18 protein-coding genes are annotated in these 21,739 nt (G+C 72.8%); 9 read left to right on the top strand and 9 right to left on the bottom strand.

What is annotated here, in order from left to right; all coding sequences use genetic code 11:
* The coding region (locus AOK00_RS03940; RefSeq protein ID WP_173861498.1) for a VOC family protein at positions 1–283 on the bottom strand (283 nt) is incomplete at its 3' end.
* 137 nt (positions 284–420) lie between these two features.
* Here AOK00_RS03940 and AOK00_RS03935 point away from each other — a divergent pair.
* The 3 genes from AOK00_RS03935 (at position 421) to pepN (ending at position 4,822) form a co-directional block, all read left to right on the top strand.
* The gene (locus tag AOK00_RS03935; RefSeq protein WP_055598904.1) at positions 421–963 is read left to right on the top strand and encodes a CGNR zinc finger domain-containing protein; all 543 of its coding nucleotides are present in this window, start codon (positions 421–423) and stop codon (positions 961–963) included.
* 103 nt (positions 964–1,066) lie between these two features.
* The gene (locus tag AOK00_RS03930) at positions 1,067–2,086 is read left to right on the top strand and encodes an aspartate-semialdehyde dehydrogenase (protein WP_055598903.1); all 1,020 of its coding nucleotides are present in this window, start codon (positions 1,067–1,069) and stop codon (positions 2,084–2,086) included.
* A gap of 159 nt (positions 2,087–2,245) precedes the next feature.
* Complete coding sequence (gene pepN, locus AOK00_RS03925) at positions 2,246–4,822, top strand: aminopeptidase N (RefSeq protein WP_055598902.1); 2,577 nt, start codon at positions 2,246–2,248, stop codon at positions 4,820–4,822.
* Positions 4,823–5,075: 253 nt separating this feature from the next.
* Here pepN and alc read toward each other — a convergent pair whose 3' ends face one another.
* The 4 genes from alc to AOK00_RS03905 form a co-directional block, all read right to left on the bottom strand.
* Positions 5,076–6,212: an allantoicase gene (gene alc / locus AOK00_RS03920; RefSeq protein WP_055598901.1), complete on the bottom strand. Its 1,137-nt coding sequence runs from the start codon at positions 6,210–6,212 to the stop codon at positions 5,076–5,078.
* A gap of 83 nt (positions 6,213–6,295) precedes the next feature.
* Complete coding sequence (locus AOK00_RS03915; RefSeq protein ID WP_055598900.1) at positions 6,296–7,222, bottom strand: LysR family transcriptional regulator; 927 nt, start codon at positions 7,220–7,222, stop codon at positions 6,296–6,298.
* Complete coding sequence (locus AOK00_RS03910) at positions 7,219–8,184, bottom strand: DMT family transporter (RefSeq protein ID WP_055598899.1); 966 nt, start codon at positions 8,182–8,184, stop codon at positions 7,219–7,221. The genes AOK00_RS03915 and AOK00_RS03910 overlap by 4 nt, the downstream gene beginning before the upstream one ends.
* A gap of 5 nt (positions 8,185–8,189) precedes the next feature.
* Positions 8,190–9,161 carry an EamA family transporter gene (locus AOK00_RS03905; protein WP_055598898.1) on the bottom strand — a complete coding sequence of 324 codons (972 nt, stop codon included), beginning with the start codon at positions 9,159–9,161 and terminating at the stop codon, positions 8,190–8,192.
* Positions 9,162–9,293: 132 nt separating this feature from the next.
* On the opposite strand from AOK00_RS03905, the gene AOK00_RS03900 reads away from it, so the two are divergent.
* A complete protein-coding gene (locus AOK00_RS03900) occupies positions 9,294–9,812 on the top strand; it encodes a MarR family winged helix-turn-helix transcriptional regulator (RefSeq protein WP_055598897.1) in 519 nt (172 codons plus the stop codon).
* Between the two features lie 128 nt (positions 9,813–9,940).
* Here the strand turns inward: AOK00_RS03900 and AOK00_RS03895 are convergent, their stop codons facing one another.
* Genes AOK00_RS03895 through AOK00_RS03885 form a run of 3 tightly spaced genes read right to left on the bottom strand, consistent with a single transcriptional unit; the run spans position 9,941 to position 12,505 of the window.
* Positions 9,941–10,168: a hypothetical protein gene (locus tag AOK00_RS03895; protein ID WP_055598896.1), complete on the bottom strand. Its 228-nt coding sequence runs from the start codon at positions 10,166–10,168 to the stop codon at positions 9,941–9,943.
* 20 nt (positions 10,169–10,188) lie between these two features.
* Positions 10,189–12,306, bottom strand: coding sequence for a 4-alpha-glucanotransferase (malQ, locus tag AOK00_RS03890; RefSeq protein WP_055598895.1), 2,118 nt, complete (start codon positions 12,304–12,306; stop codon positions 10,189–10,191).
* Between the two features lies 1 nt (position 12,307).
* Complete coding sequence (locus AOK00_RS03885) at positions 12,308–12,505, bottom strand: hypothetical protein (protein WP_030325844.1); 198 nt, start codon at positions 12,503–12,505, stop codon at positions 12,308–12,310.
* A gap of 238 nt (positions 12,506–12,743) precedes the next feature.
* Here AOK00_RS03885 and AOK00_RS03880 point away from each other — a divergent pair, with 238 nt between their 5' ends.
* Complete coding sequence (locus AOK00_RS03880; RefSeq protein WP_055598894.1) at positions 12,744–15,941, top strand: beta-N-acetylglucosaminidase domain-containing protein; 3,198 nt, start codon at positions 12,744–12,746, stop codon at positions 15,939–15,941.
* Between the two features lie 79 nt (positions 15,942–16,020).
* Here the strand turns inward: AOK00_RS03880 and AOK00_RS03875 are convergent, their stop codons facing one another.
* Positions 16,021–16,584, bottom strand: coding sequence for an HNH endonuclease (locus AOK00_RS03875; RefSeq protein ID WP_030325842.1), 564 nt, complete (start codon positions 16,582–16,584; stop codon positions 16,021–16,023).
* 237 nt (positions 16,585–16,821) lie between these two features.
* Between AOK00_RS03875 and AOK00_RS03870 the strand changes: the two genes are divergently transcribed.
* The 4 genes from AOK00_RS03870 to AOK00_RS03855 all read left to right on the top strand — a co-directional run bounded on the left by AOK00_RS03870 (position 16,822) and on the right by AOK00_RS03855 (position 21,737).
* The gene (locus AOK00_RS03870; RefSeq protein ID WP_055598893.1) at positions 16,822–17,901 is read left to right on the top strand and encodes a mechanosensitive ion channel family protein; all 1,080 of its coding nucleotides are present in this window, start codon (positions 16,822–16,824) and stop codon (positions 17,899–17,901) included.
* A gap of 226 nt (positions 17,902–18,127) precedes the next feature.
* Entirely contained in the window at positions 18,128–19,342 is a 1,215-nt protein-coding gene (locus tag AOK00_RS03865; RefSeq protein WP_055598892.1) for an ROK family transcriptional regulator, read from the top strand.
* Positions 19,343–19,414: 72 nt separating this feature from the next.
* Complete coding sequence (locus AOK00_RS03860; RefSeq protein ID WP_055598891.1) at positions 19,415–20,758, top strand: ABC transporter substrate-binding protein; 1,344 nt, start codon at positions 19,415–19,417, stop codon at positions 20,756–20,758.
* 19 nt (positions 20,759–20,777) lie between these two features.
* On the top strand, positions 20,778–21,737 hold the full coding sequence (locus tag AOK00_RS03855; RefSeq protein ID WP_055598890.1) for a carbohydrate ABC transporter permease: 960 nt from the start codon (positions 20,778–20,780) through the stop codon (positions 21,735–21,737).
* Positions 21,738–21,739: the final 2 nt, after the last annotated feature.

Genomic DNA, 21,739 nt, shown 5'->3' with positions numbered 1-21,739 from the left:
CGAGCAGCGCGGCCTCGGCGGCGCGGACGTGGTCGAGCGACTCGGCCTCGAAGGCGAGGTGGTGGAGGCCCGCGCGGCCCGGCGCGTAGGCCTCGTCGGCCTGCTGCCAGAGGGTGAGGACCAGACGGCCGTCCCGGCCGAGGAAGGCGAAGCGGCTGTCCCCCTCCTTGCCCTCGCCGAGCGTCTCGAAGCCGAGGACCTCTCCGTAGAAGGTGAGCGAGCGGTCCAGGTCGGTGACGTTGAGGCCGACGTGGTGGGTGGTGAGCGTGCCGATCGCGGTCATGGCGGATCCATCCGTTCCGGGTGCGGCCGGCCCCTCTCCCGGGCTAACCTCTTAATTCGACTTTAGGGGTTAGACGCGGTGAGAGTCAACCGCTCACGTACTCTTGAGTGGTTAGTTCATCGAGGAGGGTTCCCGTCATGACCGCGATCGACCCACGGCCGCTCGTCGGCGAGCCGGTCTCCCTTGATCTGCTCAACACCCGCTGGAACGACGAGGGCGTCCGGCAGGACCTGCTCGCCGGGGTCGAGGGGCTCGCCGTCTGGCTCGCCGCCAACGGGCTCGACGAGCGGTTCACCGCCGACGCCACCACCCTGCGCCACACCCTCACCGCCCGGGACGCGCTCGCCGCGCTCGTCGACCGCCCCGGCGACCCCACCGCCACCGCCCGCGTCGACGCGGTCCTCGGCCACGGCCGCATCCGGGCCACGCTCACCGCCGAGGGCCCCGGCGAGCGACCCGAGTTCACTGACTCCGCCTGGGGCCCCGGCTGGACCGCCGCCCGCGACTACCTCGACCTGCTGCGCACCGCCCCCGAGCGGATCCGGGCCTGCGCCCACGAGGCGTGCATCCTGCACTTCTTCGACACCTCGCGGAACGGCACCCGCCGCTGGTGCTCGATGGCCGTCTGCGGCAACCGCGCCAAGGCCTCCCGCCACTACGCCCGCACGAAGGAGAGCTGACCCTCTTTCGTCCCGTCCCTTGGACAATGGATTGGACAAGGCGCCCCGGGACATACGCATCATGGACCGGCAGCAACCTGCACATACGTACGGAGGAGTCCCCGTGAAGGTCGGAATCGTCGGAGCCACCGGTCAGGTCGGCACAGTCATGCGCAGCATCCTGGCCGAGCGGAGCTTCCCCCTCGACGAGCTGCGGCTCTTCGCCTCCGCCCGCTCCGCCGGCACCGTCGTGGACGGCGTCACGGTCGAAGACGCCTCCACCGCCGACTACACCGGCCTGGACATCGTCCTCTTCTCCGCCGGCGGCGCCACCTCCCGCGCCCTCGCCGAGAAGGTCGCCTCCCAGGGCGCCGTCGTGATCGACAACTCCTCCGCCTGGCGCGGCGACCCCGAGGTCCCGCTGGTGGTCTCCGAGGTCAACGCGCACGCGATCAAGGACCGCCCCAAGGGCATCATCGCCAACCCGAACTGCACCACGATGGCCGCGATGCCGGTCCTCAAGCCCCTCCACCAGGAGGCCGGCCTCACCGCGCTGATCGCCACCACCTACCAGGCCGTCTCCGGCTCGGGCGTCGCCGGTGTCGCCGAGCTGCGCACCCAGGCGTGCGCCGTGGCCGAGACCGCCGACCAGCTGGCGTTCGACGGCGAGGCCGTCGAGTTCCCCGAGCCCGCCGTCTACAAGCGCCCGATCGCGTTCAACGTGGTCCCGCTGGCCGGTTCCGTCGTCGACGACGGCTCCTTCGAGACCGACGAGGAGCAGAAGCTCCGCAACGAGTCCCGCAAGATCCTGGAGATCCCCGGCCTCAAGGTCTCCGGCACCTGCGTGCGCGTCCCGGTCTTCTCCGGCCACTCCCTCCAGGTGAACGTCCGCTTCGACCGCCCGATCAGCGTCGAGCGCGCCTACGAGCTGCTCAAGGACGCCGAGGGCGTCGAGCTCTCCGAGATCCCGACCCCGCTCCAGGCGGCCGGCAAGGACGCCTCGTACGTGGGCCGCATCCGCGTGGACGAGACCGTCGAGAACGGCCTCGCGCTCTTCCTCTCCAACGACAACCTGCGCAAGGGCGCGGCGCTGAACGCCGTGCAGATCGCGGAGCTGGTCGCGGCCGAGCTCAAGGGCGCCTGACGCCCGGAACGGTACGGGGGCGGCCATCCGGAGACGGGTGGCCGCCCTCGCGCGTTCGCCTCGGAAACTCGCGTGTTCGCCCTGGGAAATGTCTCGTGCGCTGCCGACACACCCCGTGGAAGGATGGGCCAAACATCACAAAACCGAGGAGTTGACCGGGTGCCTGGCACAAACCTGACCCGTGAAGAGGCTCAGCAGCGGGCAGCGCTGCTCACCGTGGACGCGTACGAGGTCGAACTCGACCTCTCCGGTGCGCAGGAGGGCGGCACCTACCGGTCCGTCACCACCGTCCGCTTCGATTCCGCCGAGGCCGGTGCCTCGACCTTCATCGACCTCGTCGCCCCCGCCGTCCACGAGGTCGTGCTGAACGGCCACGCGCTGGACGTCGCCGCCGTCTTCCGCGACGCGCGGATCACGCTGGCCCACCTGGTCGCGGGCCGCAACGAACTGAAGGTCGTCGCCGACTGCGCGTACACCAACACCGGCGAGGGTCTGCACCGCTTCGTCGACCCGGTCGACGACCAGGCCTATCTGTACACGCAGTTCGAGGTGCCGGACGCGCGTCGCGTCTTCGCCTCGTTCGAGCAGCCCGACCTCAAGGCGACCTTCCAGTTCACCGTGAAGGCGCCGACGGGCTGGAAGGTCATCTCCAACTCGCCGACCCCGGAGCCCAAGGACGACCTCTGGGTCTTCGAGCCGACGCCGCGGATCTCCACCTACATCACCGCGCTGATCGTCGGCCCGTACCACTCGGTGCACTCCTCGTACGAGAAGGACGGGCAGAGCGTCCCGCTCGGCATCTACTGCCGTCCGTCGCTCGCCGAGTTCCTCGACGCGGACCACATCTTCGACGTCACGCGCCAGGGCTTCGACTGGTTCCAGGAGAAGTTCGCGTACGACTACCCGTTCGCGAAGTACGACCAGCTCTTCGTGCCGGAGTTCAACGCGGGCGCGATGGAGAACGCGGGCGCGGTCACCATCCGCGACCAGTACGTCTTCCGCTCGAAGGTGACGGACGCGGCGTACGAGCGGCGCGCCGAGACCATCCTGCACGAGCTCGCCCACATGTGGTTCGGCGACCTCGTGACGATGGAGTGGTGGAACGACCTCTGGCTGAACGAGTCGTTCGCCACCTACACCTCCGTCGCCTGCCAGGCCTCGGTGGCGGGCACCCGCTGGCCCAACGCCTGGACGACCTTCGCCAACGCGGAGAAGACCTGGGCCTACCGCCAGGACCAGCTGCCGTCCACGCACCCGATCATGGCCGAGATCAACGACCTGGAGGACGTGCTCGTCAACTTCGACGGGATCACGTACGCCAAGGGCGCCTCGGTCCTGAAGCAGCTCGTCGCCTACGTCGGCCAGGACGAGTTCTTCAAGGGCGTCCAGGCCTACTTCCAGGCCCACGCCTTCGGCAACACCCGCCTCTCCGACCTCCTCGGCGCCCTGGAGGAGACCTCCGGCCGCGACCTGAAGACCTGGTCGAAGGCATGGCTGGAGACGGCCGGCATCAACATCCTCCGCCCGGAGATCGAGACCGACGAGAAGGGCGCGATCACCGCCTTCGGCGTCAAGCAGGAGGCGCCCGCGCTCCCCGCCGGCGCCAAGGGCGAGGCCGTCCTGCGCCCGCACCGGATCGCGATCGGCTTCTACGACCTCGACGCGGCCGGCAAGCTGGTCCGCACCGAGCGACTCGAACTCGACATCGAGGCCGCCGAGCTGACCGCCGTCCCGCAGCTCGTGGGCAAGGCCCGCCCGGCGGTCGTCCTCCTCAACGACGACGACCTGTCGTACGCCAAGGTCCGCCTCGACGAGGTGTCCCTGAAGAACGTCACCGCGCACCTCGGCGACTTCGCCGAGTCGCTGCCGCGCGCCCTGTGCTGGGCCTCGGCCTGGGACATGACCCGCGACGGCGAGCTGGCCACCCGCGACTACCTGGAGCTCGTGCTCTCCGGTGTCGCCAAGGAGACCGACATCGGCGTGGTCCAGTCGCTCCAGGGCCAGGTCAAGGCCGCCCTGGAGATGTACGCGGCGCCGGAGTGGCGGGCCACGGGCCTCGCCCGCTGGGGCACCTTCGCCCAGGAGCAGCTGCGTGCCGCCGCGGGTGGCAGCGACCACCAGCTGGCGTGGGCGCGGGCCTTCGCGGCGACCGCGCGTACGGACGGGGAGCTCGACCTGCTCGCCGGGCTGCTCGACGGCTCCCAGGTGATCGACGGCCTGGCCGTCGACACCGAGCTGCGCTGGGCGTTCGTCCAGCGGCTCGCGGCCACCGGCCGCTTCGACGAGGCGGAGATCGCCGCCGAACTGGAGCGCGACCGCACCGCGGCGGGCGAGCGGCACGCGGCCACCGCGCGCGCGGCCCGTCCGACGGAGGCGGCGAAGGCGGAGGCCTGGGCCTCGGTCGTCGAGGACGACAAGCTGGCGAACGCCGTGCAGGAGGCCGTCATCGGCGGCTTCGTGCAGGCCGACCAGCGCGATCTGCTCGCCCCGTTCACGGCGAAGTACTTCGCGTCGATCAAGAGGGTCTCGGAGACCCGCAGCCACGAGATCGTCCAGCAGATCGTGGTCGGTCTCTACCCGAGCCTCCAGGTCTCGCAGGAGACCCTGGACGCGACGGACGCCTGGATCGCCGAGCACAACCCGGCCCCGGCGCTGCGCCGTCTGGTGACGGAGAGCCGCGCGGGCGTGGAGCGTGCGCTCCGGGCGCGGGCGGCGGACGCGGCGGCGGCGAAGTAGTACGCACACGGTGGAGGGGCCCCGGACCGGCGACGGTCCGGGGCCCCTTCGGCGCTTCGGCGATCCGGTGGATCGGCCGGCCGCGGACGTCGCACGTGATCGTGCGCGGCCGCTTCGGCGATCCGACGGACCAGCCGACCGCGGACGTCGCACGTGACCGTGCGCGGCGGCGGCCGCCGTGAGGTCCGCCCGGCGGGCGGGCGTCGGCGCGCTGCCGCGCCGCCGGGCGGAAGTGTGTGGCCCGCGGCCGTGTTCAGCCGCCGAGCGCCGTGAACCGGGCGCGCAGGTCGGCCGCGCCCTGCTCCGTCAGTGCCCCGTGCAGCCGCATCCGGGCGACGCCGCCGTCGGGGAAGGCGTCGAGGCGGACGTGGGTGACGACGGCCTGGGCGGGGAGCTTGAAGCGGTGGAGGGTGTCGGGCTGGAGCTTGGTGCGGGGGATGATCTCGAACCACTCCGCGCCTCCCGAGGGATCGCCGTTGCATCCCTGGAGGGCGATCCAGCCGGCCGAGTTGCCCTTGAGGTAGGCGGTGTCGATCTCGACGGCGCGGACGGCGCCCTGCGCGGCGAGCCGGAAGCGCACCCAGTCGTTGGTGCCGCGCACCCGGCGGCGCCGGTTCTCCCAGCCGTCGTCCATCTTGCGGGAGGTGCCCGGCAGGATGATCTGGGTGGGCGAGGAGTAGAACCTGTCGGAGGCGTCCTCGTACGAACCGCCGTTGAGTACGGAGATCAGGTCGAGGGTGCCGAGCAGCTCAAGCCACTCGGGGTCGGGCACGACCTCGCCGTGGACGCGGAGGCGGGCGATGCCGCCGTCGGGGTGCTGGCAGACCCGGAGGTGGGTCCAGCGGCGCTCGGCGGTGACGGTGAAGCCGTTCTCGGCGTGGCCCCGGACGGGGGTCGGCGGGACGAGTTCCTCCCACGTGGCGTCCAGCAGTTCCGCGGGGCTCGGCGAGCCTTCCACCGAGGTGGCCTGGATGCTCACGCGCTGCGGGTAGTTGCCGCGGAAGTGGGCGGTGTCGACGATGATCCCGCGGATCACACCGGGGGCGCCGAGCCGGACGATCGCCCAGTCGTGGTCCTCGGGGGCCGGGAAGACGTTCTCGGCGTCGGCGCCACGGCGGCGGCGGGTCTCCCAGCCGTCCATGATCTTGCCCTTGTGGCCGAAGTGCTCCGGGTCGAAGACGGCCCGCTCGCGGACGAGGAGGTTCTCCCGCTCGGCGAAGAACTCGTCGTTCGCGGCGACGACGCCGGCGCCGAGACGGCGGTCGGCGAGGTCGACCAGCTCGGTGAAGGGGAAGTCACCGGTCCGGTAGTCGGCGTACGGGTCGCCGCCGGAGTACGGGGCGGCGTCGTTGGCGTGCGGGTCCTGGTCCTGGCTCGTCTCGAAGGTCATGCGTCGACTGTGCGCCCCGGAGACCTGGTGGGTCCATCGAATGTTTTCGATGGGCATCTTCAGTTCTTCTGAACGATGTGGGGTCAGCTCTGCTGGACGGTTTCCCGTTGGGCCGCCGCCTGCCGGAGCGCGGCGAGCACCCGCGCCACCGCCGGGCCCTCCTCCGCGCCGCGCCGTACCGCCGCGACGACATGGCGGCGCGGCTGGTCGGCGGCGAGGACGCGCATCACGGTCCCGGCACCGCCCCGGCGTTCCGCGGAGGCCATCCTGGGCACCAGGGCGATGCCCATCCCCGCCTCGACCATGGCGAGGATCGCGGTCCAGCCGGAGGCGCTGTGGGCCTGCTCGGGGACGAAGCCGGCGGCCTCGCAGGCGGCGGTGGTGATCTCCGACCAGGGGCCCGAGCCGCCGAAGATCCAGGGCTCGGCGGCGAGGTCGGCGAGCCGCAGGCCGGGCGCGTCGGCGTGCGGGTGCCCGGCGGGCAGGGCCACGTCGAGGGGGTCGGCGAGCAGCGGGACCCGGCTGAACTTGGGGTCGCGCGCGGAGGGCGCGTGGGCGGCGAGCGAGAGCGCCAGGTCGACCTCGCCGGCCGAGAGCAGCTCGTACGCCTCCGCCGCCTCGGCCTCCCTGATCCGGACGTCGAGCCCGGGGTGCGCGCTCCGCAGTTGCCGTACGGCGGGCACGACGAGCGCCGGCACGGCCGTCGAGAACGCCGCCACCCGCACCTCTCCGGCCTCGCCCCGCAGATAGCCGTCGAGTTCGGCGTCGGCGCGTTCCAGCTGGGCGAAGACCACCTCCGCGTGCCGCAGCACGAGATGGGCGGCGTCGGTGAGCCGGACGCGGCGGCCCTGGGCCTCCAGGACGGGCACGCCGAGCTGTTTGGCGAGGTTGGTGAGCTGCTGCGACACGGCCGAGGGGGTCATGAGCAGCGCCTCCGCGGTCGCGGTGACGGTGCCGCGGTCACGGAGGGTGCGGAGGATCTGGAGCTTCTTGATGTCCCACTCGGTCATGGGGCGCAACCTATCCGGACCTGTGCGGCCCCGCGCGCGCCGGTCGCCGAGCCCAGGGCCACTCCGCCGAGGATGAGCACCATGCAGGCCACGCCGAGGACGCCGAGCCGCTCGCCGAGCAGGGCGTACGAGAGAAGGGCGACGCAGACGGGCTGGAGGTGGTAGACGACGCCCGCGCGGGCCGCGCCGATGAGGGAGACGGCCTTGTTCCAGGCGAAGAAGGCGACGGCGGAGGACGCGACGCCCACGTAGAGCAGCGGGCCGACGGTGGCGGCGCCGACGGTGAACCCGCCCTGGACGGCGAGGGACACGGCGTACACGGGGGCGAGCATCAGCGCGCCGAGCAGGAAGGTGACGAAGAGGAAGGCGAGTCCGCCGATCTCCGCGGGCCTGCGCTTGAGCAGGGCGCTGTACGAGGCGAAGGACAGGGCCGCGGCGAACATCCACAGGTCGCCCGCCCCGAAGTCGACGGCGAGGGAGCCCTTTCCGACGAGCAGCAGGACGCCGACGACCGCGGCGGTCATGCCGAGGAGGCGGCGGGCGCCGAGGCGTTCGCCGCCGAGCCGGGACCACACCGCCATGATCACCGGGGAGGCGGCCATGATCATGCCCATGTTGGTGGCGGAGGTGGTCAGTCCTGCCTGGTGCACCAGGGTGTTGTAGAGCGCGACGCCGAAGAGCGAGGCGAGCGCGACGAATCCGAAGTGCCGCCGGATCGCCTTCCGCTGCCGCCAGAACGGGCGGGCGGCGAACGGGGCGACGGCGACGAGGGCGATGACCCAGCGCCAGAAGACGGCCTGGACGGGTGGCACCGAGTCGGCCATGCCGCGGGTGGCGACGAAGCTGCCGGACCAGACGACGGTGGCGAGCAGGGCGAGGAGCACACCGAAGCCGGCGCCTCGGGCGGGCGCCGGCTTCCGGGTGACGACGGGGGTCGGGTGACGTGCGGTGATCAGGCTCATGCGGCCTACCGTCGCACTCCCGAACCTTCCAGGTCCATCGAAACTTTCTGACCATTCCGTTCAGCAAGGCTGAACAATCCGGTACCGGTGCCCGTCGCGACGACCTGCCCGGCCTCCTTCGGCGTACGCGGGCCCAGCTGGCCCGCCAGGGTCGCACCGAAGGCGATCACCATGCCGAGCAGCTGCACCGCACCGAGGGCCTGGCCGAGCGCCGCCCAGCCGACGATCGCGGCGGTGACGGGCGAGAGCGGGCCGAGGAGGGTGACGGAGGAGGCGCTGAGCCGCTCGATGCCGCGGAACCAGAGGAAGTACGAGATCGCGGTGTTGCCGAAGGCGAGGTAGGCGTACCCGGCCAGGTTGGTGCCGGTCAGGGCCGGCGGGGCGCCCTCGGCCAGGAAGGCGATCGGCAGGATGATCAGGCCGCCCGCGGTGAGCTGCCAGCCGGTGAGCGCGAGGGCGCCGACACCCTCGGGACGGCCCCAGCGCTTGGTGAGGACGACGCCCGCCGACATCGAGAGGGAGGAGAGCAGCCCGGCGAGCACGCCGCCGGTGTCGAACGCCGCCCCGGCCTTGAGGACCACGAGGCTGACGCCGAACGCGGCGGCGATGGCGGTGAGCAGGGTCCTCACGGCGGGCCTCTCGCCGAGGAGGAGGGCGGCGAGCCCGACGACGAAGAGGGGGCCGACGGAGCCGACGACGGCGGCGACGCCGCCGGGGAGCCGGTAGGCGGCGAGGAAGAGCAGGGGGAAGAACGCGCCGATGTTGAGGGCTCCGAGGACGGCGGACTTCCACCACCAGGCGCCCCGGGGGAGCTTGCGGGTGAGCGCCAGGAGCAGGAGTCCGGCGGGCAGGGCGCGCATCAGGCCGGTGAAGAGCGGCCGGTCGGGCGGCAGGAACTCCGTCGTGACGAAGTAGGTGGAGCCCCAGGAGATCGGGGCCAGGGCGGTCAGTGCGACGACGGCTGCCTTGCGGGACATGACGGTCTCCCCCTCGCTGCGGATGCCGGTCCGGGTGCCGGGCTGGCTTGGCGGTAATTAACTTACCACTAAGCTACTTACTCGCAAGTGGCTTTCTTGCCATCGAGTCACACGGAAGAGGAGACTGCTCGCATGGACACGAAGACCCCCGGGCCCGGCCCCGCCCACGACGCAGTCGACGCCATCACCGACCAGTGGGCGGTGGTCCGCCCCGACCTGGACACCGTGCCGATGGCCGTCTTCGGGCGGATCTACCGGCTCGCGAACGCCATGCGCGGCCGGGTGGACAAGGCGTACGCGCCCTACGGCCTGGCGCTCGGGGAGTTCGACGTGCTCGCGACCCTGCGCCGCTCAGGGGAGCCGTACACGCTCTCGCCGCGCGAGCTGACGGCGACGCTGATGATCACCACCGGTGGGATGACCGGTCGGTTGGACAAGCTGGAGAAGGCGGGGCTCGTCACCCGCAGCCCCGATCCGCACGACCGGCGCGGACTGCGGGTCACGCTCACCGAGCACGGCCGGGAGCTGGTGGACCAGTCCGTCGCGGCCGGTCTCGCGCAGCAGCGGGCGGCCCTGGAGGGGGCGCTCAGCGAGGAGGAGGCGGCGCAGCTGGCCGGGCTGCTGCGCAAACTGCTGGCGACCACGGCGTAGGACCCACTCGGGCGGCGACCCCGATGGGGGCCGCGCGCACCTTCCCGCACGCGGTTTCCACGCACGCGAGGGCGCCGCACGGTACGGCGTACCGTGCGGCGCCCTCGGCGGAGCGGAGGAGGAGGCGGTCAGGCCTTCTTGGACTTGTCGAGCAGCATCACGAGACCGGCGATCACCAGGAACAGCACCAGCGGTGCGGCCACGAACAGGCCGAGGGTCTCCATGACCGACAGCTTGGGGGCCGGGTCGTCGCCGTCGTCGCGGGTGAGCGCGAGCGCGGGGGACGACATGAGCAGCATCATCAGCGTCGTGCCGGCCGCGAGCGAGCCGGCGCGCAGTGCGTTCTTCTTGTCCACGGTGCAAACGTAGCGAACACCTAATCGGACCGCGCGCCCGGGGGTGCCGTACGGGCGTCGGAGCGGGCCGTACGTGTCTCCGGGAGCGCCGTGCGCGCGTGGAGTTCGCGCAGCAGGGCGTGCGCCCGGGGCGAGGCGGCGAGGCGCTCCAGGGTCATCGGCTGCCCGTCCGCGTCCGCGAGCGGCAGCCGCCAGTTGGGGTACTCGTCCCAGGTGCCGGGCAGGTTCTGCGGTCTGCGGTCGCCCACCGCGTCCGGCAGCCAGACACCCACCATCCGGGCCGGGGTGTCGAGCAGGAACCGGTGGACGGCCCTGATCTCGGCCTCCTCGGCTCCCGGGCCCTCCGGGAGCAGACCGAGCCGCTGGAACAGGCCCAGCCACTCGGCGGTCTCGGCGGCGTCCGCCGCCCGCTCGCGCGCCAGGTCTCCGGGGAGCATGCCGAGGCGGTGCCGCAGGGTGACGTGGTCGCCGGAGAGCCGGGCGGCGGTCGGGGGCAGGTCGTGGGTCGTGGCGGTGGCCACGCACTCCGCGCGCCACTCGGCCGGGGCCAGCGGACGGCCCGAGGCCGCCCAGTCCCGCTCGAACCAGAGCACGGAGGTGCCGAACACCCCGCGCGCGGCCAGCTCCTCCCGTACGCCGGACTCGACCGTGCCGAGGTCCTCGCCGATGACGAGGGCTCCGGCGCGGTGGGCCTCCAGGACGAGGACGGCGAGCATCGCCCCGGCGTCGTACCGGACATAGGTGCCCTCGGTGGGCTCGCGGCCCTCCGGCACCCACCAGAGCCGGAACAGGCCCATCACATGGTCGATGCGCAGCGCGCCCGCGTGGCGCAGGAGTTCGCGCAGGAGCCCGCGGTACGGGGCGTAGCCGGTGGCGGCCAGGGCGTCGGGCCGCCAGGGCGGCAGGCCCCAGTCCTGGCCGCGGGAGTTGAAGGCGTCGGGCGGGGCGCCGACCGACATGCCGGCCGCGAAGGCGTCCTGCTGGGCCCAGGCGTCGGAGCCCTCCGGGTGGACGCCGACCGCCAGGTCGTGGACGATCCCGACCTCCATCCCGGCCGCGCGGGCGGCCGCTGCGGCGTCGGCGAGCTGCCGGTCCGTCAGCCAGGCCAGCCGGCAGTGGAAGTCGACCCGGGCGGCGAGGGCGGGGTCGTCGCGGACGACGGCCTCCGCCGCGCGCGGGGAGCGCAGCTCCTCGGGCCAGGTCCGCCAGTGGTGGCCGTGCCGCTCGGCGAGGGCCTGGTAGGTGGCGTGGTCCTCCAGGGCGCTGCCGCGGGCGGCGAGGAAGTCGTGGAAGTCGGCGCGCCTGCCGGGACCGAGTTCCACGCCGCCCACGACGAGTTCGAGGGCGCGCCGCTTGACCTCCCACACGGCGTCCCGGTCGATCACCGCGCCCTTGCCGAGGACCCGTTCACGCAGGTCGGCGGCGTCGGCGAGGATCAGGTCGAGTTCCTCGCGGCGCTCGGGGCCGACCAGGGCGTACTCGGGGATCTCCTCGATCCGCAGATGGACCGGGTCGGGGAAGCGGCGCGAGGACGGGCGGTACGGGGAGGGGTCGCTCGGGGCCCCGGGCACGCCCGCGTGGAGCGGGTTGACCTGGACGAAGCCGGCGCCGTGCGTGCGGCCGGCCCAGGTGGCGAGTTCCCGCAGGTCGCCGAGGTCGCCCATGCCCCAGGAGCGGGTGGAGAGCAGCGAGTAGAGCTGGACGAGCAGCCCGTACGCGCGCCGCTCGGGGGCGGGCACGCGCGCGGGGGCGACGATCAGGGTGGCGGTGGCTGCGCGCCCGTCGGGGGCCTGCGCCTCGACCGCGTGGACGCCGAGGGGAAGGTGCTCCCAGTTCTGGCCGGTGACGGCGTCGCCGTCCTCGGTGGTGACCCGGAGCCGGGTGCCGGGCGGCAGGTCCGGCGGGCGGGCGGGCTCCGCGCCACGCCACCGGACCAGGGTCGGGGGCAGGAGGCGCTCCCGGTCGGCCCGTTCGGCCGCGTCGAGGGCGGCGGCGACCGCTTCCGGCGTCGCCGCGTCCACGCCGAGGGCACCGAGGACGGCCACCACGGTGGCGTCAGGCACGGGGACGGTGACCCCCGCGGAGGGGCTGTAGGCGGTGGCGACGCCGTGACGGGCGGCGAGACGGGCCAGGGTCACTTCACACTCCGGGGGACTCCGTGCCCGCACTTCCTGGGGCGGTGGGTTCGCTGGTGAGGGGGGCCGCCACGGTCAGCGGCGGCTCGCTGGTGAGGGGCGCGGCGTCGGGGAGCGGCGGCTCGCTGGTCAGCGGCTCGTCCGTCCTGGCCGGCTGCTCCGGAATCCGTATCCGTCCGAGGTGCGGGGCGGTCGTGGTCACGGGGGTCTCCCGATTCGTCTCGACTGGTGGGACCTGGGTAACGACTGAGCCCTACCCACCGCACCTCGTTTTACCGGCGGAAAGTGGCGGAGTGACGTCACCTCGCCGACGGCTCGCCGGGCAAAGGCGACACATCGGCCGTGTGCATTGACACCTCAGTGCGACGGGTGGTGGGCTCGTGACCCACTCGTGACCAAATCGGCGAGCGGCCGGTGGCCCCGGCCGAAGGGAGACCCCCGTGCACCTCGGGCACCTCGGGCGCAGCAGGCGCACCGCGACGGCCGTCGCCGCCGCCGTCATCGGCGGCCTTCTCGGCGGGGCGGTGCCGGGCTCGGCGCAGGCGGTCCAGGGGACGGCCCCGAACGAGCGCGCGAAGACCGCGCCGTTCGCCCCGGCGGCGCCGTTCGCCCCGGTGGCGCCGGGCGTCCCGGTGGCGCCGGGCGTCCCGGTGGACCCGGCCGCCCCCGCCGCTTCCTCGGCCACGGCCCCCTCCGCCGGCTCCGCCGAGGCAGCCTCCGCGCGTGTGCCCGCCGTCTGGCCCCGTCCGCAGTCGCTGACCGCCGCCGGGCCCGCCGTGTCCCTCGGGGACGAGGTGACCCTGCTCGCGGACGCCGACGCCGATCCGTACGCCCTCGCCGCCCTGCGCGAGCTGCTGCGGGCCGCCGGGGTGCGGACCGTCCACACCGGACTCCCGGGCCGGGGGCCGCTCTTCCGGGTCGCGGGCCCCTCGGGCGAGGCCGCCGAGGACGCGCTGAGCGCCCTGCGAGTGCCCGACCGGCTCGATCTGCCGCGCGGTGGCTACCGGCTCGCCACGGGCCGCCTCGGGGGCCGGGACACGGTCGTCCTGGACGGGGTGGGCGGCGACGGGCTGTTCCACGCCGTGCAGACGCTGCGTCAGCTCCTCGGCGGCGGCCGGGAGATCCCGGGGGTCGTCGTGCGCGACTGGCCGGGCACGGCCGAGCGCGGGATCACCGAGGGCTTCTACGGGACGCCCTGGACGGCCGAACAGCGGCTCGCCCAGATCGACTTCCTGGGCCGCACCAAGCAGAACCGCTATCTGTACGCGCCCGGCGACGACCCGTACCGGGGGGTGCAGTGGCGCGACCCCTACCCGGCGGCGCAGCAGGCCGAGTTCCGGGCGCTCGCGGAGCGGGCCCGCGCCAACCACGTGACGCTCGGCTGGGCCGTGGCGCCCGCCCAGTCCATGTGCCTGTCCTCGGTCGGCGACATGGCGGCGCTGACGCGGAAGCTCGACGCGATGTGGGCGCTCGGGGTGCGCTCCTTCCAGCTCCAGTTCCAGGACGCCTCGTACGACGAGTGGCACTGCGACCGGGACGCCGACACCTTCGGGCGGGGCCCCGAGGCCGCGGCCGCCGCCCACGCGCGCGTGGCGAACACGGTCGCCCGGCACCTCGCCGAACGCCATCCGGACGCCGAGCCGCTGACGGTGATGCCGACGGAGTACTACCAGGACGGCGCGACCGCCTACCGCACCCGGTTCGGCGAGGCGCTCGACGCGGACGTGCGGGTGGCGTGGACCGGCGTCGGTGTCGTGCCGCGTTCGATCACCGGCGGGGAGCTGGCACGGACCCGGGCCGCCCTGCGCCATCCGCTGGTCACCATGGACAACTACCCGGTCAACGACTACGCGCAGGACCGGCTGTTCCTCGGCCCCGCGACGGGCCGTGAGCCGGCCGTGGCCGCCGGTTCCGCCGCCTTCCTCGCGCTCGCGATGGCGCAGCCCGCGGCCTCCCGCGTCCCGCTCTTCACCACCGCCGACTACGCCTGGAACCCGCGCGGCTACCGGCCGGAGGCGTCCTGGCGGGCGGCCGTCGACGACCTCGCGGGCCCGGAGCCGGCCGCCCGCGAGGCGCTGCGGGCGCTCGCGGGGAACGGCGCCTCGTCGGTGCTCGACCCGGCGGCCGAATCGGCGTACCTGAAGCCCCTCCTGGCGGCCTTCTGGGCCTCGCGCACGAGCGCGGGGACCGACGCGGCCCCCGGGCGGGAGAAGGCGGCGCGGGAGCTGCGGTCCGCGTTCACCGTGATGCGCGAGGCCCCCGGGCGGCTCTCGGGCACCGCCGGCGGCACCCTCGACGACGAGACCGGCCCCTGGCTCGATCAGCTCGCCCGTTACGGCCGGGCGGGCGAGACGGCGGTCGACATGCTGGTCGCCCAGGAGTCCGGTGACGGGGCGGCGGCGTGGCGGGCGCAGTTGAGCCTGGAGTCGCTGCGGAAGGACCTCTCGGCCGGCCGGGTGACGGTCGGAGCGGGGGTGCTCGACCCGTTCCTCACGCGCGCGGTGGACCGGGCGAAGGCCTGGACGGGCGCCGACCGGACGCCGAAGGCGCGTGCCGACCGCGCCACCGACTCGTACACCGTGCGGCTCGACCGGGCGCGGCCCGTGGAGGCCCTGACGGTGATGACGGATCCGGGTGCCGGGGACCCGCGCGACGCGCGCGTGGAGGCGTACGTCGAGGGCGAGGGCTGGCGCCCGCTCGGCCCGCTGTCGGCGTCCGGCTGGACGCAGGCCGAGCTCAAGGGGCTGCGGGCGGAGGCGCTGCGGGTGGTGTGGAGCGGCGACGGGCCGGCGCCCGCGGTGCGCTCGCTCGTGCCGTGGTTCGCGGACGGGCCGCGCGCGGCGCTCGATCTGGCCCGGACGGAGACGGACGCGGAGATCGGCGGCCCGGCCCAGCGGGTGGACGTGGAGCTGTCGGGTCTGCGCGCGGGCGAGGTGCGGGGGCCGCTGACGGCGAAGGCCCCGAAGGGGATCACGGTCACGCTGCCGGAGCAGGCGGTGGTCGAGCGCGGTGCCCGGTCGACGGTGCCCCTGGAGGTGTCGGTGGCGCCGGACGCGCACGCGGGCACGTACCGGGTGCCGGTGTCGTTCGCGGGCGAGGAGCGGGTGCTGACGGTGCGGGCCTTCCCCCGTACGGCGGGCCCCGATCTGGCGCGGACGGCGACGGCCTCCTCCTCGGGCGACGAGACGCCGGACTTCCCGGCCGCCCTGGCGGTGGACGGCGATCCGGCCACCCGTTGGTCCTCGCCGGCGGAGGACGGCGCCTGGTGGCAGCTGGAGCTGCCGGAGCCGGCCCGGATAGGGCAGGTGGTGCTGCACTGGCAGGACGCGTACGCCTCCCGCTACCGGGTCCAGGTCTCGGCCGACGGGCGTGTGTGGCGTACGGCGGCGACGGTCGCGGAGGGCCGGGGCGGCCGGGAGTCGGTGCGGATGGACGCGGCGGACACCCGCTTCCTGCGGGTGCAGGGCGACGCGCGGGCGACGCAGTACGGCTATTCGCTCTGGTCGGTGGAGACCTATGCGGTGGCCGGGGAGCAGCAGGACCGGCCCGGTCAGCCGGCGGAGCCGCCGACGGGGGCCGGTGGCACGGCACCGGACGACGCGTCGGAGGGCACGCCCGAGGAGCGGCCCGCCCCCTGAGGGGCACGCCGCTCCCGTGCCGTACCCGCCCCCGCGTACGTACGCGCGTGGTCCCGCGTACGTACGCGAAAGGCCCGGCTCAACCCGTCGTCAGCGCCCTCACGGGGGCGTCGGCGACGGAGTCGATCCGGGCCATCACGTCCTCGGCGCCGTACGGCTGGAGGTACGGCAGCCAGCGGGGGTCCCGGTGTCCGGTCCCGATGATCCGCCAGGCCAGGCCGGTCGGCGGGGCCGGTTGGTGGCGCAGCCGCCAGCCGATCTCGCGCAGGTGCCGGTCGGCCTTGACGTGGTTGCAGCGGCGGCAGGCCGCCACCACGTTCTCCCAGGCGTGCGTGCCCCCGCGGCTGCGGGGGATGACGTGGTCGACGCTGGTCGCGACGCCCCCGCAGTACATGCAGCGCCCGCCGTCACGTGCGAAGAGGGCTCTGCGGGTCAAGGGAACGGGCCCCCGGTAGGGGACCCGCACGAAGCGCTTCAGTCGCACCACGCTGGGCGCGGGGACGACTTGGGTCTCGCTGTGCAGGAAGGCGCCGGATTCCTCGAGGCAGAGAGCCTTGTTCTCCAGGACGAGGACGAGTGCGCGGCGGAGCGGTACGACGCCGAGCGGCTCGTACGACGCGTTGAGGACCAGGACATGCGGCACGGATGCCTCCTATGACGCCGGCGGCGCGTGGCTCGCGCCGGGACGAACTGCTCTCAGTCTCTCCTCATGCCTGGTCGGAACGCCACCACGTACCGGGATCGGGGTGACGGGCCCGGCGTGTTCTCGACCACATCGGCATGTCTCCTTCTCTTTGCCCGGGTGAGGTCGGTCTCTCCCTCGAACAGAGCAACGGGACCATGTCCGGCGCCCCGTTACTGTGGATGGTCTGCGTACGCGATGCCTGGAGGTTCTCCCGTGTTTTGGTCCGCCCGTGCGGCTGCCACCGAACCCGAGCCCATTCCGGTGACCCTCGACGAGGCGGCGGAGAAGGCCACGAACGCGGCGAGCTGGGTGGAGGAGAACTGGTCCACCTGGCTGAACACGGGCCTGCGCATCCTGCTGATCCTGATCGTCGCGCTGCTTCTGCGGATGGCCGTGCGGCGGGCCCTGACGAAGCTGATCGAGCGGATGAACCGTTCGGCGCAGGCGGTGGAGGGGACGGCCCTGGGCGGTCTCCTCGTCAACACCGAGCGCCGGCGGCAGCGCTCGGAGGCGATCGGTTCGGTCCTGCGTTCGGTGGCGTCGTTCCTGATCCTGGGTACGGCCGGGCTGATGATCCTGGGTGCCTTCAAGATCGACCTGGCGCCGCTGCTCGCCTCGGCCGGTGTGGCCGGTGTGGCGATCGGTTTCGGCGCGCGGAACCTGGTGACGGACTTCCTGTCGGGTGTCTTCATGATCCTGGAGGACCAGTACGGCGTGGGTGACTCGGTCGACGCGGGCGTGGCCTCCGGCGAGGTCGTGGAGGTCGGTCTGCGGGTGACCAAGCTGCGCGGCGTGGACGGCGAGATCTGGTACGTGCGCAACGGCGAGATCAAGCGGATAGGGAACCTCAGCCAGGGCTGGGCGACGGCGGGCGTGGACGTGACCGTCCGGCCGACGGAGGACCTGGAGAAGGTGCGGTCCGTGATCGTGGAGGCGGCGGAGGCCATGGCCAAGGAGGAGCCGTGGAACGAGCGCCTCTGGGGTCCGGTGGAGGTGCTCGGTCTCAGCGAGGTGCTGCTCGACTCGATGACCGTCCGGGTCTCGGCGAAGACGATGCCGGGGAAGGCGCTGGGCGTGGAGCGCGAGCTGCGCTGGCGGATCAAGCAGGGCCTGGACCAGGCGGGCATCCGGATCGTGGGCGGGCTTCCGGCGCAGGCCGAGGAGTCGGCCGCGGACCCGACCGCGGGCATGGCGGCGCCGTCGGCGTTCGCCTCGGCCACCTCGCCGCAGTCGGCGGCGGCGACCCCGCTGCCGAAGGCGGACCTCAACAAGTAGTCCGGACCTCCGCGAGGAGGAACGCGCGCGTGGCGGCGCCCCCGCAGGTAACGCTTTGGTTGCCTTCGGGGGCGTCTCGTGTGCCCGGGTATTGACGGCCCCGTGACGGCCGCCTTATTTTCCTCCCACCGAATAGGAAACTTTCCTAACAGTGAAGTCGAGGAAACGGGTCGCCGCGAGGCAGCAGAATGGGCCCGACCAGTAACCGAAGGGCAGGTGCGACCTCATGGCCGGTACGACGCCGGGAACCCCCGGCACGCCACGCGTGCTGCGCGCCATGAACGACCGCGCCGCCCTGGACCTGCTCCTGGAGCACGGCCCCCTCTCGCGGACCCGGATCGGCAAGCTCACCGGCCTGTCCAAGCCGACCGCCTCCCAGCTGCTCGCCCGCCTCGAAGCGGCCGGTCTCGTCGTCGCCACCGGCACCACCGCGGGCCGGCCCGGACCGAACGCCCAGCTCTACGCGGTGAACGCGCGGGCCGCGTTCGCCGCCGGACTCGACGTCAACCCGTTCCGCATCCACGCCGCCGTCGCCGACATCACGGGCGAGATCATCGGCGAGTACGAGCTCCGCACCCCCGGCCGCGCCGCCTCCGGCGTCGTCCGTCAGGTCACCGACGCCCTCGACGGGGCCGTCAAGGCGGCCGGTATCACCCGCGAGGACGTCCGGCGCCTGGTCATCGGCACCCCCGGCGCCTTCGACCCGGCCACCGGACGCCTGCGGTACGCCTCCCACCTGCCCGGCTGGCACTCCCCCACCCTCCTGGAGGAGCTGGCCGCCGTCCTGCCGATGCCGTTCGAGTACGAGAACGACGTCAACCTCGTCGCCGTCGCCGAGCAGCGTGTCGGCGCGGCCCGCGGTCACACGGACTTCGCCCTGCTGTGGAACGAGGAGGGCCTCGGCGCCGCCCTCGTCCTCGGCGGGCGGCTGCACCGCGGCTTCACCGGCGGCGCCGGCGAGGTCGGCTTCCTGCCCGTGCCCGGCACCCCGCTCGTACGGCAGGTCGCCAAGGCCAACTCCGGCGGCTTCCAGGAGCTCGCCGGCGTCCAGGCCGTGCCCCGGATCGCCCGCGCCATCGGCATCGACACCCCCGAGCAGCCGTACGTGACGGTCGCGAGCGGGCTGCTCGCGCACGCCGTCCAGGCGCACGGAGAGGACCCCCGGTACGCGGAGCTGCTCGACCGGTACGCCGAACGCGTCGCCATCGGACTCGCCTCGATCGTCGCCGTCCTCGACCCCGAACTCATCGTGCTGTCCGGTGACGTCCTCGTCGCCGGCGGCGAACCCCTCCGCGCGCGCGTGCAGTCCGAACTCGCCGACCTCGCCGCCTCCCGGCCGCGGCTCGTCCTCGCCGCCGTACCCCGGCGCCCCGTGCTGCGCGGCGCCCTCGAAAGCGCCCTCGCCACCACGCGCGCCGAGGTGTTCGACACCTCGCGCTGACCCATCGACCGTCTCACCGCCCCACGCGTTCCCCTTCCCCAAGTAAGCCCTCCGCCACAGGGAGACACCGTCATGCCCGTACGTCCGCGCAGAGCAGCCGCAGCGCTCGCCGCCACCGCCTCGATATCCCTCTTCGCCTCGGCCTGTACGGGCTCCGCGAGCAACACGGCCTCCGACGACCCCAAGGCCGAGACCACCATCACCTTCTGGCACGGCTGGTCGGCGCCCTCCGAGGTCAAGGCGATCCAGAGCAACATCGACCGCTTCATGAAGGCCCACCCGAACATCAAGGTGAAGGTCGTCGGCGACATCAACGACGCCAAGCTCGGCCAGGCCCTGCGCGCGGGCGGTTCCAACGGGCCGGACGTGGCCGCCTCCTTCACCACGTCCAACGTCGGCAAGTTCTGCCACACCGGCGCCCTCGCGGACCTGAAGCCCTTCCTGGAGAAGGACAAGGTCGACCTCGACAAGACCTTCTCGAAGGTCCTCCAGGACTACACCCAGTTCGAGGGCAAGCGCTGCTCCCTGCCGCTGCTCTCCGACGCCTACGGCCTCTACTACAACAAGGACGCCTTCAGGAAGGCCGGTCTCGACCCCGAGGCCCCGCCGAAGACCTGGTCCCAGTTCGCCGAGGTCGCCAAGAAGCTCACCAAGGCCAAGGGCGACAGCTACGAGCAGCTCGGCTTCATGCCGAACTACCTCGGCTACGAGACCGTCCCGAGCCACTACATGTCGCAGTGGGACCACAAATACTTCGACGAGAGCGGCAAGTCGCTCCTCGGCAAGGACCCCGGCTTCGCCGAGATGTTGACCTACCAGAAGTCGCTGGTCGACGGCCTGGGCGGGTTCGCGAAGCTGGACAAGTACCGGACCACCTTCGGTGACGAGTGGGGCGCCAAGCACCCCTTCCACACCGGCCAGGTCGCCATGCAGCTGGACGGCGAGTGGCGGCTCAACTTCATCAAGGAGGCGGGCGTGACGTTCGACGTCGGTGTCGCGCCGCTGCCCGTCGCCGACGACGAGGTGGCCGAGTACGGCAAGGGCTACCTCTCCGGCACGATCATCGGCATCGCGCCGCAGAGCAAGAAGCAGAACGCGGCCTGGGAACTCGTCAAGTACATGACGATGGACACCGATGCCGTGGTCAACTTCGCCGGCGACATCGGCAACGTCCCCTCCACCCTGGAAGCGCTGAAGTCGCCGAACCTGAAGTTCGACGCGCGCTTCAAGACCTTCCTGGACATCGCCCAGCACCCGCAGTCCACCACCTCCGACGGCGCGGTGAACGGCTCCACGTACCAGGACACCTTCCAGGACTTCGCCCAGAAGTACGAGAAGGGCCAGGTCCCGGACCTGAAGAAGGGTCTCGCGGACACGGCCGCCCAGATCGACCGCGACATCGCCCAGGCGAAGTAAGACCCGGGACCGGTATCTCATGTCCGACACCCTCGCCGGGCGTCAGGCGGCGCTGCGGTCGAAGCGCGTGCGCAACGCGCTTCGCACCGCGGCGTTCATGTCGCCCTGGCTGATCGGTTTCAGCGTCTTCTTCGCGTACCCGCTCGTCTCGACCGTCTACTTCTCCTTCATGAAGTACGACGGGCTCAACCCGCCGACCTGGCGGGGCCTGGGGAACTGGGACTACGTCTTCTCCGACCTGCCGAAGTTCTGGCCGGCGATGCAGAACACCCTCTGGCTCGCGGTCGTCATGGTCGCCTGCCGGGTCGCGTTCGGCCTCGGCATCGGCCTGCTCGTCACCAGGATCAAGACCGGCGTGGGGGTCTTCCGGACCCTGTTCTACCTGCCGTACCTGGCACCGCCGGTGGCCGCGACGCTGGCCTTCGTGTTCCTGCTCAACCCGGGCACGGGACCGGTCAACTCGTTCCTGGAGGCCGTCGGGATCCCCGCGCCCTCCTGGTTCAACGACACCGCGTGGGCCAAGCCCGCCCTGACCGTCCTCGCCGTGTGGGGCGTCGGGGACCTCATGGTCATCTTCATGGCCGCGCTGCTCGACGTACCGAAGGAGCAGTACGAGGCGGCGGAGCTGGACGGGGCCTCGGCCTGGCAGCGCTTCCGCTACGTCACCCTGCCGAACATCTCGCCGATCATCCTCTTCGCGGTGGTCACCGGGATCATCGGCGCGATGCAGTACTACACCCAGCCGATCGTGGCGGGGAAGGTCGCGTCGGGCGTGATGGGCGGCTCCGGCCAGACCTTCGAACCGGGCTACCCCGACGACTCCACGCTCACACTGCCGCAGCTGGTCTACGACCTCGGCTTCGGCCGCTTCGACTACGGCGCGGCCAGCGTCGTGGCCCTCGTCCTGTTCGCCCTCTCCATGGCCTTCACGGCGCTGCTCATGCGCCGGCGGGGCGGCCTGATCGGCTCGGGTGACTGATC

This window comes from Streptomyces aureus (assembly GCF_001418135.1).
Taxonomy (GTDB): Bacteria; Actinomycetota; Actinomycetes; order Streptomycetales; family Streptomycetaceae; genus Streptomyces; species Streptomyces aureus_A.
The sequence above is the reverse complement of the archived record's forward strand: the minus strand, read 5'-3'. Positions and strand labels throughout refer to the sequence as shown.

Coding starts and splice junctions, on each gene's coding strand:
- AOK00_RS03860 (WP_055598891.1), top strand. CDS start 19,415: ATGCCCGTACGTCCGCGCAGAGCAGCCGCAGCGCTCGCCGCCACCGCC.
- AOK00_RS03915 (WP_055598900.1), bottom strand. CDS start 7,222: ATGACCGAGTGGGACATCAAGAAGCTCCAGATCCTCCGCACCCTCCGT.
- AOK00_RS03910 (WP_055598899.1), bottom strand. CDS start 8,184: ATGAGCCTGATCACCGCACGTCACCCGACCCCCGTCGTCACCCGGAAG.
- alc (WP_055598901.1), bottom strand. CDS start 6,212: ATGACCTTCGAGACGAGCCAGGACCAGGACCCGCACGCCAACGACGCC.
- AOK00_RS03865 (WP_055598892.1), top strand. CDS start 18,128: ATGGCCGGTACGACGCCGGGAACCCCCGGCACGCCACGCGTGCTGCGC.
- AOK00_RS03870 (WP_055598893.1), top strand. CDS start 16,822: ATGCCTGGAGGTTCTCCCGTGTTTTGGTCCGCCCGTGCGGCTGCCACC.
- AOK00_RS03935 (WP_055598904.1), top strand. CDS start 421: ATGACCGCGATCGACCCACGGCCGCTCGTCGGCGAGCCGGTCTCCCTT.
- AOK00_RS03905 (WP_055598898.1), bottom strand. CDS start 9,161: ATGTCCCGCAAGGCAGCCGTCGTCGCACTGACCGCCCTGGCCCCGATC.
- AOK00_RS03900 (WP_055598897.1), top strand. CDS start 9,294: ATGGACACGAAGACCCCCGGGCCCGGCCCCGCCCACGACGCAGTCGAC.
- AOK00_RS03855 (WP_055598890.1), top strand. CDS start 20,778: ATGTCCGACACCCTCGCCGGGCGTCAGGCGGCGCTGCGGTCGAAGCGC.